The following is a 14,008-nucleotide window of genomic DNA, read 5'->3' as shown; positions in this document are numbered from 1 at the left end:
TATATAAAATGGATATTGCCTTCTGTTTGTATAAATATTTCCCTTTTGGTGGGTTGCAGCGTGATTTTTTACGCATCGCGTCGACAGTTGCAGCGCGCGGACACCATGTGCGGGTTTACACGCAATCATGGCAAGGAGATATTCCAGATAGTCTGGAGATAATAATTGTTCCTGTGAAATCGTGCTCCAATAACGGGAAAAATGCAGAGTATCATCGCTGGGTAAGTAAACATCTTGAGAGTAATCCAGCAGGACGTGTTGTTGGCTTTAATAAAATGCCAGGGTTAGACGTGTATTATGCTGCCGATGTTTGTTACGCAGAAAAAGTCGCGCAAGAAAAAGGTTTTCTCTATCGTCTGACGCCACGATACCGGCATTATGCAGCCTTTGAGAAAGCAACATTTGCTGCGGGGACATCAACACAACTGTTGATGCTTACGGATAAGCAAATTGCCGATTTTCAGAAACATTATCATACTGAGATAACACGTTTCCATATTCTCCCTCCGGGAATTTACCCGGACAGAAAATACAGCGCTCAGGCGCCAAACTGTAGAGCTAATTTCCGCAAAGAAAATGATATCAGTGATTCCCAGTATCTGATGATACAAATCGGATCCGATTTTACCCGTAAGGGTGTCGACAGAACTATCAAGGCGATAGCTTCTTTACCGGAACTTGTCCGCAAACAAACGATTCTGTTTGTTGTTGGTCAGGATAAGCCCGAGCGCTATATGAAATTGGCAACAGAATGTGGCGTTGCTGACAATATCAAATTCTTCCCCGGCCGTAATGATGTCTCTGAGTTAATGGCGGCAGCCGATCTATTGATTCATCCGGCATATCAGGAAGCCGCAGGGATCGTGTTGGTTGAAGCAATTGCCGCAGGTTTGCCTGTCATAACAACTGCCGTTTGTGGTTACGCCCATTATATTATAGATGCTAATTGCGGTATTGTTATTGATGAACCATTTGAACAAAAATTATTGAATGAAGCTGTTTGTTTTTCTTTAACTGACTCAGGGCGAAGAGTTGCATGGCAAGAAAATGCACAACACTTTGCTGATACTCAAGACCTTTATAGTCTACCTGAGAAAGCAGCTGATATTATTATAGGCGGTGCCCATGGTTGAGTTAAAAGAACCATTTTTATCCTTGTGGAAAGGGAAAAATGTTTTTTCTGAAGTGCAGAAGTTGCAGGGAGAAACATTTAGACAGCTCGAAACGCGTAGAACGATAAGGTTTGAGATTGCAGGAAAAAGCTATTTTCTGAAATGGCACCAGGGAACTAAACTGAAAGAAGTGATCAAGAACTTATTCTCTTTACGCTTGCCTGTATTAGGAGCTGATAGAGAATGGAATGCGATCCACCGTCTGCAGGAATTGGGTGTCGACACAATGCACGGTGTGGGTTTCGGGCAGCAAGGGCTAAATCCACTTAATCGTATCTCATTTATTATCACTGAGGATCTGAGCCCGGCGGTTAGCCTGGAAGACTATTGCGCAGATTGGCTGGCGAATCCACCTTCGCGAAAAATTAAAATGGCATTAATTGAACGTCTTGCCGTTATGGTCAGAAAAATGCATCAGGGAGGTGTTAATCACCGTGATTGCTATCTCTGCCACTTCTTATTGCATCAACCGGCCAATTTTGAAGGTAATGCGTTTAAACTCTCGGTTATTGATTTACACCGGGCTCAGATAAGAAATTCGGTGCCTATTCGTTGGCGAAATAAGGATCTGATTGGCTTGTACTTCTCCTCGTTAAACATTGGTTTAACGCAAAGAGACTATTTCAGATTCTTGAAGATATACTTCGAAAAAGACATGAATACAATTATCCGTGATGAGTCAGGCCTCTTTGCAACCTATGCAAGAAAGACTGATAAAATTATCAACCATACATCAAAAAATAAACTATAAATATGAAGTGATAGATTTTATATAACTACATAGAATAGTTAATTTAATTTATTCAGCTGGCCAGTAACTGTCAATGTATCTTTCATGGTGACGGTGCTGGCTTAATTTATATTAGAGGGTTTGAACTCATGCACGTGCTGGTCATTTCGCTTCCTTTTGACGATACCCGACGGAAACGCGTATCAGACATAATGAATGAATTAAATGTTGAGTATTCATTTGTTGATGCTCTTTATGGCAAGACTTTGTCTGCCGAAGAAAAGTCTAAGATATCGCTAACTGACTTTCAGCACAGAGTAAATCATAACCCGACGGATGGCGAACTTGGTTGCTCATTAAGCCATATGAAGGCATTTAAGCAGTTTTTGCAGAGTGGGCAAGATTGGGTCTGCATCCTTGAGGATGACGCAATAATCGATAAAGACTTTAAGGAGTTTATATCGACTGTCGATGAACGTGTTCTCAATAAGGATACATTATATCTACTTGGCGGGCAGGATGGCTTAAGATATAAGAATAAAGTTGTCTTAAATCTAATTAAACTTAAGCGAATTGGTGGGCAGACTTTCGGTAAGGTCATATTTGGTCATGGGTATGTTTTGCGAGCCTGTGGTTATTTAATGAATGCTGAAATGGCTCAAAAACTCCTATCCCGTTTTGAACATAACTTTTTCATCATAGACGAATGGGCATATCTGATGCGCCAGGGCTATTTTTCTGATATATACATGGCAAACTTTGTCCATCATCCGGAGGAATTATCCGGGAGCTGGTTAGAGAAAGAGCGTCAAGAGATAAAAAATCGCAAGAAAAAGAAGAAATCGTTTATTAGACTTATGATTTCATCTTCATACTGGCATTCCCGACGAATTCTGCTCGGATTATGTTGGTGGAAGTGAATGGCTGCGACCCCATTTAACCGTGGGCGAAATACGCTACAGTAAAATAGTTTTATTAATCCGCAGATAGGTTAAATCAGCAAGCGATGATATCAATGCACGTTTAACATATCTGCGATGATGAGTACCAAAAATTACAGCAATGCTATGTGGGAATAAACCTGAGTGGGTTCAAGCATAGCCAGCCTCCCTTCCGGGGCACGACATGTGACCTGATTCTTTCCGTAACCCCCAATCAAACCCGGGTCTGTAGGGCCATATAGCGTAACATTCGGCCGATCCAGTGCGGCGGTCAAATGGCTTAATCCGGTATCAACGGATATAACAAACCTAGCGCCTGCTAAGATCCTGGCGACATCTCCAAGACTCATTCGCGGTAAAACGTCAACGTAATCAAATCCCTCTGCTAGTCGTCTGGCGCGGGCCTCCTCATGTGGCGCCCCCCAGGGGAGCTTAATACGTATTCCTGCGTGATCTAATAACCCAATAAGTTCCCGCCACTTCGCTTCCGGCCAATGCTTGTCATCACGAGTGGTGGCGTGCAGGAAGACGGCATACTGCCCAGCATCAGCATCAGCATTGCCTTCATTCAGGAAATGCTGGGCAATAGCGTAATCGCCCTGAGCTTCCGGTTTGACATATCCCAGGCTTTTGGCAAACAGTTCGCGCGTCCGTTCTACCGCATGTTGCGCTTTAGCGATGTGGTGTTTGCGGTTGTAGAACAAGCTTGCCAGCGGTTCACGTGCGGTACGCCAGTCCATGCCATTTTTGACGCCATGGGCGAGTCGAGTGACCAGCGCAGCGCTTTTTACCAGGCCTTGAGCGTCAATGACCGCGTCGTAGGTGACGGCCTGAACCGCTGCTTTAAACGCTTTACGCTCAGCTTTGATAGCCGCAGAGAACCACGCTTTACGCCAGCGGCGAATCGCCACTGGAATGACGCGATCGACGGCTTCGTGCCAGGACGGGATCTGTGCGAAGCCTTCTTCAACAACCCAATCAAAGCGAATGCCGGGAAGGGCGCGCATGGCATCGGTTAACGCGGGCAGCGTGTGCAGCACGTCGCCCATGGAGGATGTTTTGACAATCAGAACCCGCATGCGTCAGGCTTCCTCGCTTGCTAGCAGTGCATTAAGCTCTTCCAGCACGCGGGCCGGGGTAATATCGATAAGGCTCTGATGATAACCCTGAGCGGCATCGCCTTTACGCACCTTGTGATAGCCGGTGATAAGACGAATCACGCGCGCCTTATTAGAGAGCGGCGGCGTAAAGTCAGGACTGCTTGGCCCATAGAGCGCGACCAGCGGGCGGTTAAGCGCGGCGGCAACGTGCATCAGGCCAGAGTCATTGGTGACGATAGCCTTGCAGGCGGCAATCAGGATGACCGCCTGTTCCAGCTGGGTTTCGCCGGCCAGATTGCGGCACCAGCCCTTTTGTTCGTCGCTCAGCGAAGCGATGATCTCATTGCCGGCTTCGTGATCTTTTGCCGAACCGAAGAGGACAATCTGGTTACCCTCATCAATGAGCTGTTTTGCCAGCGTCGCGTAGTGATAGTGTGGCCAGCGCTTGGCTGGGCCAAATTCAGCGCCAGGGCAAAAGCCAATCATAGGACGTTCACTGGAGAGCGAGAACGCATTGCAGGCGAGGGATTTCTCCCCTTCGTTAACCAGCAACTGGGGCCACAGCAGCGGCTGCGGCAGATCTTTAGCGCAGCGCATCACGCCTTTGTCATAAGCCAGCGCGACGTAGCGATCGACCATCAGCGGCCAGGCTTCTTTATCCAGCACGCGCGCATCGTTTAGCAGGCCGTAGCGCATTTCTCCGCGCCAGCCGGTGCGCAGTGGAATACCCGCAAAGAACGGTACCAGCGCCGATTTAAACGAGTTAGGCAGTACATATGCGCGATCGTAGCGCCGTTCGCGCAGGCTATGACCGAGCTTGCGCCGTTCGCCAATTTCCAGCGCGCCGTGCCCTAAAGGCATAGCGATCGCTTCATTGACTTCCGGCATCCGCGATAACAGTGGACGGCACCACGCAGGTGCCATCACGTCGATTATCGCCTGGGGATAGCGCGCCTTGAGCGTGCGATAGAGACTTTGCGACATCATCATGTCGCCCACCCATGACGGGCCTATCACCAAAATTTTCATACTTACGCGTCGCGGTTCAGCCAGGCCATATATTCCGCTACGCCTTCGGCGACGGTCTTGAACGGCTTATCGTAGCCTGCAGCGCGCAGGTTGGTCAGATCGGCCTGGGTGAACGCCTGATAGCGGCCTTTCAGTTTGTCCGGGAACGGAATGTATTCGATACTGCCTTTTTTGTGGTACGCCAGGGTTGCATCTGCGACGGCCTGGAAGGATTCTGCACGACCGGTACCGAGGTTAAAGATGCCGGATTTACCGTTTTCCCAGAACCACAGGTTTACTGCCGCAACGTCGCCAACGTAGACGAAGTCACGCTTGAAGCCGTCACTACCTTCGAACAGTTTCGGGCTCTCGCCATTGTTCAACTGGGTGTTCAGGTGGAACGCGACGCTTGCCATGCTGCCTTTGTGACCTTCACGCGGGCCGTAAACGTTGAAGTAGCGGAAGCCGACGATTGGCGAGTCTACTTCCGGCATGATGCGACGTACGTATTCGTCGAACAGGAATTTGGAGTAGCCGTACACGTTCAACGGTTTTTCGAACTCGCGGGATTCGATGAAGTCGCTGGTGCGGCCGCCGTAGGTGGCTGCAGAAGAAGCGTACAGGAACGGAATTTCACGTTCCAGGCAGTAGTGCAGTAGCTCTTTGGAGTACTGATAGTTGTTATCCATCACGTACTTACCATCCCACTCGGTGGTAGAGGAGCAGGCACCTTCGTGGAAGACAGCTTCGATTTCACCGAACTCTTCACCGGCCATCACCTGGATCAGAAAGTCTTCTTTATCCATGTAGTCGGCGATGTCCAGGTCGACCAGGTTCACAAACTTGGTGCCATCTTTCAGGTTATCCACCACCAGAATGTCAGTGATGCCTTTGTCATTGAGCGCTTTCACGATGTTGCTGCCAATGAAGCCAGCGCCGCCGGTAACGATAATCATAACTGTAACCTTTGAAATGAATAGGCCCTGGACAATCCCGGGCACGAATACCCTTTATCATATCATCACATTGCTAAGCCTTCAGCCTTTCGCCGTGTCGTGAACATCAGGCCGCGTGATTTATGCTGCAAATAATTCATTCAGACATGCATCATCTCGTATCAGCGTATAGCTTTGGGTAATATGTGCCAAATTTTACCGGATCTGGAGAGTTGCAATGCGTGGTGATTTCTACAAACAGTTAACGAACGACCTGGACACTGCTCGTGCGGAAGGGTTGTTTAAAGAAGAACGTATTATCACCTCCGCTCAGCAGGCGGATATCACCGTGGGCGACGGCAGCCACGTTATCAACTTTTGCGCCAACAACTACCTTGGCCTGGCGAACCATCCTGAACTGATCAATGCTGCGAAAGCGGGTATGGACAGCCATGGTTTTGGTATGGCCTCCGTTCGTTTTATCTGCGGCACCCAGGACAGCCACAAGGTGCTCGAGCAGAAGCTGGCCAGCTTCCTCGGTATGGAAGATGCGATTCTGTACTCCTCCTGTTTCGACGCGAACGGTGGCCTGTTTGAGACGCTGCTGGGCGCTGAAGATGCCATTATCTCCGATGCGCTGAACCATGCCTCTATCATCGACGGCGTGCGTCTGTGCAAAGCGAAGCGTTTCCGCTACGCCAACAACGACATGCAGGAACTGGAAGAACGTCTGAAAGAAGCCCGTGAAGCCGGTGCGCGGCACGTGCTGATTGCCACCGACGGCGTGTTCTCCATGGACGGCGTGATTGCCAACCTGAAAGGGGTGTGCGATCTGGCAGACAAATACGATGCGCTGGTGATGGTCGATGACTCCCACGCCGTCGGTTTTGTTGGCGAGGGCGGCCGTGGCTCCCACGAATACTGCGACGTGATGGGCCGTGTAGACATCATCACCGGTACGCTGGGTAAAGCGCTCGGTGGCGCGTCCGGCGGCTATACCGCTGCCCGTAAAGAGGTGGTGGAGTGGTTGCGTCAGCGTTCCCGCCCGTATCTGTTCTCTAACTCTCTGGCGCCAGCCATTGTCGCTGCCTCTATCAAAGTGCTGGAGATGGTGGAGTCTGGCGCTGAACTGCGCGATCGCCTGTGGGCAAACGCGCGTCTGTTCCGCGAAAAAATGTCCGCAGCAGGTTTCACGCTGGCAGGGGCCGATCACGCGATTATCCCGGTGATGCTGGGCGATGCCGTGATTGCACAGAACTTTGCCCGCGAACTGCAAAAAGAAGGGATCTACGTGACCGGCTTCTTCTTCCCGGTCGTACCGAAAGGCCAGGCGCGTATTCGCACCCAGATGTCGGCGGCGCATACGACGGAACAAATTGAACGTGCGGTGGAAGCCTTTACCCGCATCGGGAAACAACTGGGCGTGATTGCCTAAGGGTGTGAGATGAAAGCGTTATCCAAACTGAAAGCGGAAGAAGGGATCTGGATGACCGATGTTCCTGAACCGGAACTCGGCCATAACGACCTGCTGATTAAGATTCGCAAAACCGCCATTTGTGGCACCGACGTGCATATCTACAACTGGGATGAATGGTCGCAGAAGACAATTCCAGTGCCGATGGTGGTGGGCCACGAGTATGTTGGTGAGGTCGTGGGTATTGGTCAGGAAGTGCGTGGCTTTAAGGTCGGCGACCGCGTCTCTGGTGAAGGCCATATCACCTGCGGTCACTGCCGTAACTGCCGCGCCGGTCGTACGCACCTGTGCCGCAACACCATTGGCGTGGGCGTGAACCGCCCGGGCTGTTTTGCAGAATATCTAGTGATCCCGGCGTTTAACGCCTTCAAAATCCCGGACAATATCTCTGACGATCTGGCGTCTATTTTCGACCCGTTCGGCAACGCGGTACACACGGCGCTCTCATTCGACCTGGTGGGTGAAGATGTGCTGGTTTCTGGCGCGGGCCCGATTGGCGTGATGGCGGCGGCAGTGGCTAAGCACGTGGGCGCGCGTAACGTGGTGATCACCGACGTTAACGAATACCGCCTGGATCTGGCGCGCAAAATGGGCGTCACCCGTGCGGTCAACGTCTCCAAAGAAAATCTCACCGACGTGATGGCTGAACTGGGCATGACCGAAGGCTTCGATGTCGGTCTGGAGATGTCCGGCGCGCCGCCGGCGTTCCGCTCTATGCTCGACACCATGAACCACGGCGGACGTATCGCGATGCTGGGTATTCCACCATCAGATATGTCCATCGACTGGACCAAGGTTATCTTTAAGGGGCTGTTTATTAAAGGTATCTACGGTCGAGAAATGTTTGAAACCTGGTACAAAATGGCGGCGTTGCTCCAGTCTGGTCTGGACCTGTCTCCGATCATTACCCACCGTTTCGGCATTGACGATTTCCAGAAGGGCTTCGACGCTATGCGCTCAGGCCAATCGGGTAAAGTGATTCTGAGCTGGGATTAATCGCTTTCACGAAAGTTGTCCCCGGGTATTGATTCGCGTTGAATACCCGGGGATTTTTTTTGCCCTGACACAGCATAGAGTGCAACACTTTCTCTGACTTTTTGCCGTCTAATATGTTAAATATTGCCGTTAATTACACTGTCTGGCAGGATTTTATATGACCTACACCCCCGGTCTCCTGAGCGTCATAATGCCGCTTTACAATACCGGCGAGCCGTTTATCGCTTGTATGGATTCGCTGATCGCGCAAACCTGGAAGAATATCGAGATAATCATCGTTAACGATGGTTCGACGGATAACTCGGCAGAACTCGCCCAATCCTATGCGGATCGCTATCCGCACGTTCACCTGCTGCATCAGCGTAACGGTGGCGTTTCTGCGGCGCGAAATACCGGGATGAAAGTCGCAAAGGGTGAGTACATTGCCTACGTTGACGGTGATGACATTGCCTACCCGGAAATGTACGAAACGCTGATGAATATGGCGCTCAAGGACAATCTGGACGTGGCGCAGTGCAATGCTGACTGGTGTATTGCCGAAACGGGCAAAACCTGGGCATCGATTCCTACCGATCGCATTCGCTCGACCGAGGTCATGACCGGGCCGGATTGGCTGCGTAAAGGGCTCGCGAGCCGTCGCTGGCGCCATGTGGTGTGGATGGGTGTTTACCGCCACCAAACCATCAGCGATGCAGGCCTCTCGTTTATTTCGGGTCTACACCACCAGGATATAATCTGGACGACCGAATTCATGTTTAACGCTAAACGCGCGCGTTACACGGAAGTGCCACTGTACAAATATTTTCTCCACGACGCTTCCATCAGTCGTCTGCCGCGTACCGGTCTGAAGAACCTGGACTACCAGCGTCATTACATCAAAATTACCCGCCTGCTCGATAAGATGAACCACGATTACGCCGGGCGCATTCCAATATACCCGGAGTTTAAACAACAGGTTATCTACGAAGCGCTGCGTGTCTGCCACTGCATTCGCAAAGAGCCGGACCAGAAAATTCGCGAGCGAATGATTGCCGAGGTGGATGTTTCGGGGATGTTTAAACGGATGGTGAGCAACATTTGCAGCGTGAAGCTGGCATATCAGGTGATGCTATGGGCCATCCGCTTTGGTCAGTGGCGCGATAAGTCACTCACGCCTCGTCGTCTGGCCCATTTAACCTTGGGTCTGAAAGGCTAACTGCTCCGCCGCCACCCCTGCCACTGCTGCTGCATATATTTCACCAGCGTGCTGTGGGTGATGCTCTCGCTCAATACGTTGAAGAAACGGCTGGCGTATACAGGCTCCAGCGGTTTCTTCGGCTTGCAGAGCGTTACGCCGCGGAACGGATTGCGCGGTGCGGTGGGTTGGCTTTGAGGCGGCAGGCTGTTGTTAGGCTTAGACGTATCCACCTGCGGCTCGTTGAGCAGGCTGCTCGGACGTACCAGGGTGATATCCGCTGGCAGGTTGTAGACCATCTGCTGTAGTACGCGGACGGTGGTCGGGTGCGGGTGGCCAATGGCGATAGCCGAACCGTTGCGGCGTGCTAAATCGATAGCCCGATTAAACTGTACGCGGATATCCGCTTCGTTCTGCGTATCATCCAGGAAGACCCGACGCTTAATCACCTTCACGCCGGTACCGTTGGCGGCGCGCATGGCCTGGCTGTTGCCGATGGTCATGCTATCAAGGAAATAGAGGTTGTAGCGGCTAAGCGCCTGCATCACCTTCTGCATCCCGAACAGGCTGGAGGTCATCGCACTGCCCATATGGTTATTTAGTCCGACGGCGTACGGTACTTTATCTACGGCTTCGCGAATAATCCGCTCGATCTCATCGCTGCTCATATCCGGGCGAAGCGTGTCTTTCTCCAGCGGCTGCTTGCTGAGCGGCGCCATCGGCAGGTGAATCAGCACCTCGTGCCCGCTGTTATGGGCTTTGGTGGCCATTTCACGCGCGTGGGGAGCGTTGGGTAACACGGCGACGGAAATGGTGGATGGCATCGCCAGTACCTGATTTTCCGTCTGTGGACGATAACCAAAGTCATCGATAACGATTGATAATTTACCGGCGTAACTCGGTGCGGCTAATGCCAGCGCACTGAGCAGAACTACCCTGCGAAATTGAAGCAAAACTTATCTTCCCAACCACGGCAGTGGATTGACCGCCTGACCCTGACGGCGAATTTCGAAATAGAGTGACGGTCTGCCTTGACCACCACTGTTGCCCACCAGAGCGATAGGCTGGCCGGCGCGCACCTGGGTGCCTACGCTGACCAGCGCGCTTTGGTTATAACCGTACAGGCTCATATCACCCTTACCGTGCTCGACCACGACCACAAGACCGTAGCCCTGGAGCCAGTCGGCAAGAATGACGCGTCCATCGGCGATGGCTTTCACTTCGGTGCCTTCCGATGCGCTGATAACCATCCCCTTCCAACGTAGCTCACCTTGCAGCTGTTCGCCATAACGATGCAGCGTGGTCCCACGAACCGGCCAGTAGGCCTGACCGCGTGGCGCACCCAGGCCGCCGGTACGGGCCATCAGCGAGCGTTCGCTTTCGGAAGGTTTGTAGGTGGTGCCTTTACGGGTGGCTTCCTGCTGTCGGTCGCGCACGGCCTCGGCTTCGCGCGCTTCGCGTTCGGCGCGGGCTTTGGCGGCGGCTTCCGCGCGGGCAATGCTGCTACGCAGACGGGATTCGTTCGCGCGCATTTCACCGAGCTGCTGTTGACCTGCCTGGATGGAGGATTCGAGCCCGGAAAGGGTTTTCTGGCGCTCATTACGCGCCGCTTCGAGTTTGGCCTGCTGGGCCTTCTGCTCGTACAGCAGCGTTTGCTGTTCGCTCTGCTTCTCTTCCAGCTCGGTTTTCTGCGTGGCGACTTCTTCACGCGTCTGCTTAAGTTCGGCGATAGTCTCCTGGCGCGCCTGGTTCAGGTAGCCAAAGTAGGCCTGCAGGCGCTGCCCGCGCTGGCTCTCTTCACCGCTGAGGATAAGCTGAATACCCGTGTGCTCGCCCTGGCGGAACGCCGCATCAAGCTGCGCGGCCAGATTACGCTCCTGCGCAGCACGCTGCTTTTCCAGCTTAGCGATGGAGGCATTCATATTGGCAATTTGCGTGTTGAGCTGAGCCAGCGAGTTTTGTGTGTCGCGCAGCTGACGCGCGGCGGCGGCAATGGCCTGTTCCTGCGCTTGCAGTTGGGCGAGAAGCGTAGAGCGCTGTTGCTGCTGTTGGCGAACCGCGCGCTCTTTAGCGGCGATATCGGCCTGAATAGACTGGAGCTGTGAGCGGTCGTCCGCATGGGCGGGCGCGGCGCACAGCAATACGCCAGCGCTGAGTGCGCTGGCGTAGAACGTGGACCGAAGCGTCGCCTCGGCCCACTTAATGGAATAAATCGCCTTTCCCCTCATGGGGAAGGATTATTCCACGATGAACAGCGGCTTACCAGTCATCTGTTGCGGGATTTCCATCCCCATCAGCGTCAGCATGGTTGGCGCGATATCGGAGAGCTTGCCGCCTTCCACCGCTTTCACGGATTTATCACCCACGTAGATCAGCGGAACCGGCAGGCTGGTGTGCGCGGTGTGTGCCTGGCCGGTAGCCGGGTCACGCATCTGCTCAGCGTTGCCGTGGTCAGCGGTAACCAGCAGCTGGCCACCCACTTTCTCGACGGCGCGGGTAACTTCATCCAGGCAGTGATCCAGCGCTTCAACCGCTTTCACCGCGGCTTCCATCACGCCGGTATGACCAACCATATCGCCGTTCGGGTAGTTACAGATGATGGTGTCGTACTTACCGCTTTCGATAGCCGCAACCAGCTTCTCGGTCAGCTCTGCGGAGCTCATTTCCGGCTGCAGGTCGTAGGTCGCCACTTTCGGGGAGTTGATCAGGATGCGATCTTCGCCTTTGAACGGGTCTTCTACGCCGCCGTTGAAGAAGAAGGTGACGTGAGCGTATTTCTCAGTTTCGGAAATACGCAGCTGAGTCTTCTCATGCTTCGCCATCCACTCACCGAAGGTGTTTTCCAGGGAGGCTGGTGGGTAAGCACATGGCGCTTTGATATCTGCTGCGTATTCGGTCAGCATGATGAAGTCGCCCAGCTTCACTTCTTTGCGGCGCTTGAAGCCGTCGAAGTCAGCGTTAACGAATGCACGGGTGATTTCGCGCGCACGGTCAGCACGGAAGTTCATGAAGATCAGCGCATCGCCGTCTTCCATTGCGGCATCGGCCTGGCCGGCTGCGCGGATAACGGTCGCTTTCACGAATTCGTCGTTTTCATCGCGAGCGTAAGCAGCTTCCAGCGCGGCAACCGCGGTGTCAGCCTGGAATTCGCCTTTGGCTTCAACCAGCAGGTTGTAAGCTTGTTCAACGCGATCCCAACGGTTGTCACGGTCCATTGCATAGTAACGGCCGATGATGGAGGCCACGCGGCCTTTGCCCAGCGCGGCAAATTTCTCTTCAAATTTCTGCAGGGAGCCGTTTGCGCTGCGCGGTGGGGTGTCGCGACCGTCGAGGAAGGCGTGCAGGTAGATTTTTTCTGCACCACGTTCAGCGGCCAGTTCGACCATCGCCATGATGTGGTCTTCATGGCTGTGTACGCCACCGGCGGACAGCAGACCCATGATGTGTACCGCTTTGCCCGCAGCAACGGCTTTATCTACTGCGCCTGACAGCACCGGGTTAGCGAAGAAAGTGCGCTCTTTGATTTCAACATCAAGACGGGTCAGGTCCTGATACACGATGCGGCCTGCGCCCAGGTTCACGTGACCGACTTCAGAGTTACCCATCTGACCGTCTGGCAGACCGACTTCCAGGCCAGAAGCGTGGATCAGGGTATGTGGACGTTTTGCCCACAGCGCGTCCATAACCGGAGTTTTAGCGCTGTAAATAGCGTTATCCTGATGCTCTTCGCGGTAGCCGTAGCCATCCAGAATCACCAGTACCATAGGTTTTTTAGTAACCGACATTGCGACAACCTCATGCTCTAAAGACAGAAAATTTGCGTAATTTTACTACAGCTGAATCGATAAAATAACAACGAGAGATCAAAGAAAGCGGGGAGATGCGCGCTGAAAAACGCACAATTCCTCCCTTTTTTCCGTAGCACTCCGCAGAAAACGCATTACATCGCGCGCGCTGGCTGTATTTGCGCCACGCCGCAGGTATACTCCATCCCTGGTTTTTAAACATTACACGTCGGGAGCTGTTACCCCCCATGCAAGAGATTATGCAATTCGTTGGTCGTCACCCTGTCCTGAGCATCGCGTGGATCGCGCTGCTGGCGGCCGTACTGGTCACCACCTTTAAAGGGCTGATGTCTAAAGTTAAGGTCATCAACCGTGGTGAAGCGACCCGTCTGATTAACAAAGAAGACGCAGTGGTTGTTGACCTGCGCCAGCGTGACGATTTCCGTAAAGGCCACATCGCCGGTTCTGTGAACCTGCTGCCGGCTGAAATTAAAGCCAACAACGTTGGCGAGCTGGACAAACACAAAGACAAGCCGGTTATCGTGACCGACAGTTCCGGTATGCAGGCGACTGAATCTGCTAGCGCGCTGCTGAAAGCCGGCTTTGAAAAAGTCTTCGTACTGAAAGAAGGTATCGCAGGCTGGAGCGGTGAAAACCTGCCTCTGGTTCGCGGCAAATAATTCCGGCTCATTC

At 52.8% G+C, this 14,008-nt stretch carries 13 protein-coding genes; 7 read left to right on the top strand and 6 right to left on the bottom strand.

The features are described from left to right. The first annotated feature begins 8 nt into the window (after positions 1-8). The 3 genes from HII27_RS08425 to HII27_RS08415 all read left to right on the top strand — a co-directional run bounded on the left by HII27_RS08425 (position 9) and on the right by HII27_RS08415 (position 2,822). Positions 9-1,133 (top strand): glycosyltransferase family 4 protein, encoded by a 1,125-nt coding sequence (locus tag HII27_RS08425; protein ID WP_185667482.1) that lies wholly within the window; start codon positions 9-11, stop codon positions 1,131-1,133. Further along, complete coding sequence (gene rfaP, locus HII27_RS08420; RefSeq protein WP_185667481.1) at positions 1,126-1,923, top strand: lipopolysaccharide core heptose(I) kinase RfaP; 798 nt, start codon at positions 1,126-1,128, stop codon at positions 1,921-1,923. Before HII27_RS08425 ends, rfaP begins: the two co-directional genes overlap by 8 nt. Positions 1,924-2,051: 128 nt before the next feature. Then, positions 2,052-2,822 (top strand): glycosyltransferase family 25 protein, encoded by a 771-nt coding sequence (locus tag HII27_RS08415; RefSeq protein ID WP_185667480.1) that lies wholly within the window; start codon positions 2,052-2,054, stop codon positions 2,820-2,822. A 134-nt stretch (positions 2,823-2,956) separates the two neighbouring features. On the opposite strand, the gene rfaC is transcribed toward HII27_RS08415, so the two are convergent. The 3 genes from rfaC to rfaD are packed head-to-tail and all read right to left on the bottom strand — an operon-like array spanning position 2,957 to position 5,907. Then, complete coding sequence (rfaC, locus tag HII27_RS08410) at positions 2,957-3,922, bottom strand: lipopolysaccharide heptosyltransferase RfaC (RefSeq protein WP_185667479.1); 966 nt, start codon at positions 3,920-3,922, stop codon at positions 2,957-2,959. Between the two features lie 3 nt (positions 3,923-3,925). Next, complete coding sequence (gene rfaF / locus HII27_RS08405; protein ID WP_185667478.1) at positions 3,926-4,972, bottom strand: ADP-heptose--LPS heptosyltransferase RfaF; 1,047 nt, start codon at positions 4,970-4,972, stop codon at positions 3,926-3,928. A gap of 2 nt (positions 4,973-4,974) precedes the next feature. Then, a complete protein-coding gene (gene rfaD / locus HII27_RS08400; RefSeq protein ID WP_185667477.1) occupies positions 4,975-5,907 on the bottom strand; it encodes an ADP-glyceromanno-heptose 6-epimerase in 933 nt (310 codons plus the stop codon). A 217-nt stretch (positions 5,908-6,124) separates the two neighbouring features. Between rfaD and kbl the strand changes: the two genes are divergently transcribed. The 3 genes from kbl to HII27_RS08385 all read left to right on the top strand — a co-directional run bounded on the left by kbl (position 6,125) and on the right by HII27_RS08385 (position 9,551). Continuing rightward, positions 6,125-7,321, top strand: coding sequence for a glycine C-acetyltransferase (kbl, locus tag HII27_RS08395; RefSeq protein WP_185667476.1), 1,197 nt, complete (start codon positions 6,125-6,127; stop codon positions 7,319-7,321). Between the two features lie 9 nt (positions 7,322-7,330). Then, a complete protein-coding gene (gene tdh, locus HII27_RS08390; RefSeq protein WP_185667475.1) occupies positions 7,331-8,356 on the top strand; it encodes an L-threonine 3-dehydrogenase in 1,026 nt (341 codons plus the stop codon). A gap of 157 nt (positions 8,357-8,513) precedes the next feature. Further along, complete coding sequence (locus tag HII27_RS08385; protein ID WP_185667474.1) at positions 8,514-9,551, top strand: glycosyltransferase; 1,038 nt, start codon at positions 8,514-8,516, stop codon at positions 9,549-9,551. Here HII27_RS08385 and HII27_RS08380 read toward each other — a convergent pair. The 3 genes from HII27_RS08380 to gpmM are packed head-to-tail and all read right to left on the bottom strand — an operon-like array spanning position 9,548 to position 13,315. Continuing rightward, positions 9,548-10,483, bottom strand: coding sequence for a divergent polysaccharide deacetylase family protein (locus HII27_RS08380; protein ID WP_185667473.1), 936 nt, complete (start codon positions 10,481-10,483; stop codon positions 9,548-9,550). The two genes, HII27_RS08385 and HII27_RS08380, sit on opposite strands and share 4 nt — an antisense overlap. A gap of 3 nt (positions 10,484-10,486) precedes the next feature. Then, the gene (envC, locus tag HII27_RS08375) at positions 10,487-11,758 is read right to left on the bottom strand and encodes a murein hydrolase activator EnvC (protein WP_185667472.1); all 1,272 of its coding nucleotides are present in this window, start codon (positions 11,756-11,758) and stop codon (positions 10,487-10,489) included. A gap of 9 nt (positions 11,759-11,767) precedes the next feature. After that, complete coding sequence (gene gpmM, locus HII27_RS08370) at positions 11,768-13,315, bottom strand: 2,3-bisphosphoglycerate-independent phosphoglycerate mutase (protein ID WP_185667471.1); 1,548 nt, start codon at positions 13,313-13,315, stop codon at positions 11,768-11,770. 248 nt (positions 13,316-13,563) lie between these two features. Between gpmM and HII27_RS08365 the strand changes: the two genes are divergently transcribed. Next, positions 13,564-13,995, top strand: coding sequence for a rhodanese-like domain-containing protein (locus HII27_RS08365; protein WP_185667470.1), 432 nt, complete (start codon positions 13,564-13,566; stop codon positions 13,993-13,995). Positions 13,996-14,008: the final 13 nt, after the last annotated feature.

The organism is Kluyvera sichuanensis (assembly GCF_014218705.1).
Classification (GTDB): Bacteria; Pseudomonadota; Gammaproteobacteria; order Enterobacterales; family Enterobacteriaceae; genus Kluyvera; species Kluyvera sichuanensis.
Note: the sequence above shows the minus strand (reverse complement) of the source record. Positions and strands in the feature narration are given on the sequence as shown.

Bases quoted from the DNA above. Each gene is read 5' to 3' on its own strand.
- tdh (WP_185667475.1), top strand. From the start codon at position 7,331: ATGAAAGCGTTATCCAAACTGAAAGCGGAAGAAGGGATCTGGATGACC.
- rfaC (WP_185667479.1), bottom strand. From the start codon at position 3,922: ATGCGGGTTCTGATTGTCAAAACATCCTCCATGGGCGACGTGCTGCAC.
- HII27_RS08415 (WP_185667480.1), top strand. From the start codon at position 2,052: ATGCACGTGCTGGTCATTTCGCTTCCTTTTGACGATACCCGACGGAAA.
- gpmM (WP_185667471.1), bottom strand. From the start codon at position 13,315: ATGTCGGTTACTAAAAAACCTATGGTACTGGTGATTCTGGATGGCTAC.
- envC (WP_185667472.1), bottom strand. From the start codon at position 11,758: ATGAGGGGAAAGGCGATTTATTCCATTAAGTGGGCCGAGGCGACGCTT.
- rfaP (WP_185667481.1), top strand. From the start codon at position 1,126: ATGGTTGAGTTAAAAGAACCATTTTTATCCTTGTGGAAAGGGAAAAAT.
- HII27_RS08385 (WP_185667474.1), top strand. From the start codon at position 8,514: ATGACCTACACCCCCGGTCTCCTGAGCGTCATAATGCCGCTTTACAAT.
- HII27_RS08425 (WP_185667482.1), top strand. From the start codon at position 9: ATGGATATTGCCTTCTGTTTGTATAAATATTTCCCTTTTGGTGGGTTG.
- rfaD (WP_185667477.1), bottom strand. From the start codon at position 5,907: ATGATTATCGTTACCGGCGGCGCTGGCTTCATTGGCAGCAACATCGTG.
- rfaF (WP_185667478.1), bottom strand. From the start codon at position 4,972: ATGAAAATTTTGGTGATAGGCCCGTCATGGGTGGGCGACATGATGATG.
- kbl (WP_185667476.1), top strand. From the start codon at position 6,125: ATGCGTGGTGATTTCTACAAACAGTTAACGAACGACCTGGACACTGCT.
- HII27_RS08365 (WP_185667470.1), top strand. From the start codon at position 13,564: ATGCAAGAGATTATGCAATTCGTTGGTCGTCACCCTGTCCTGAGCATC.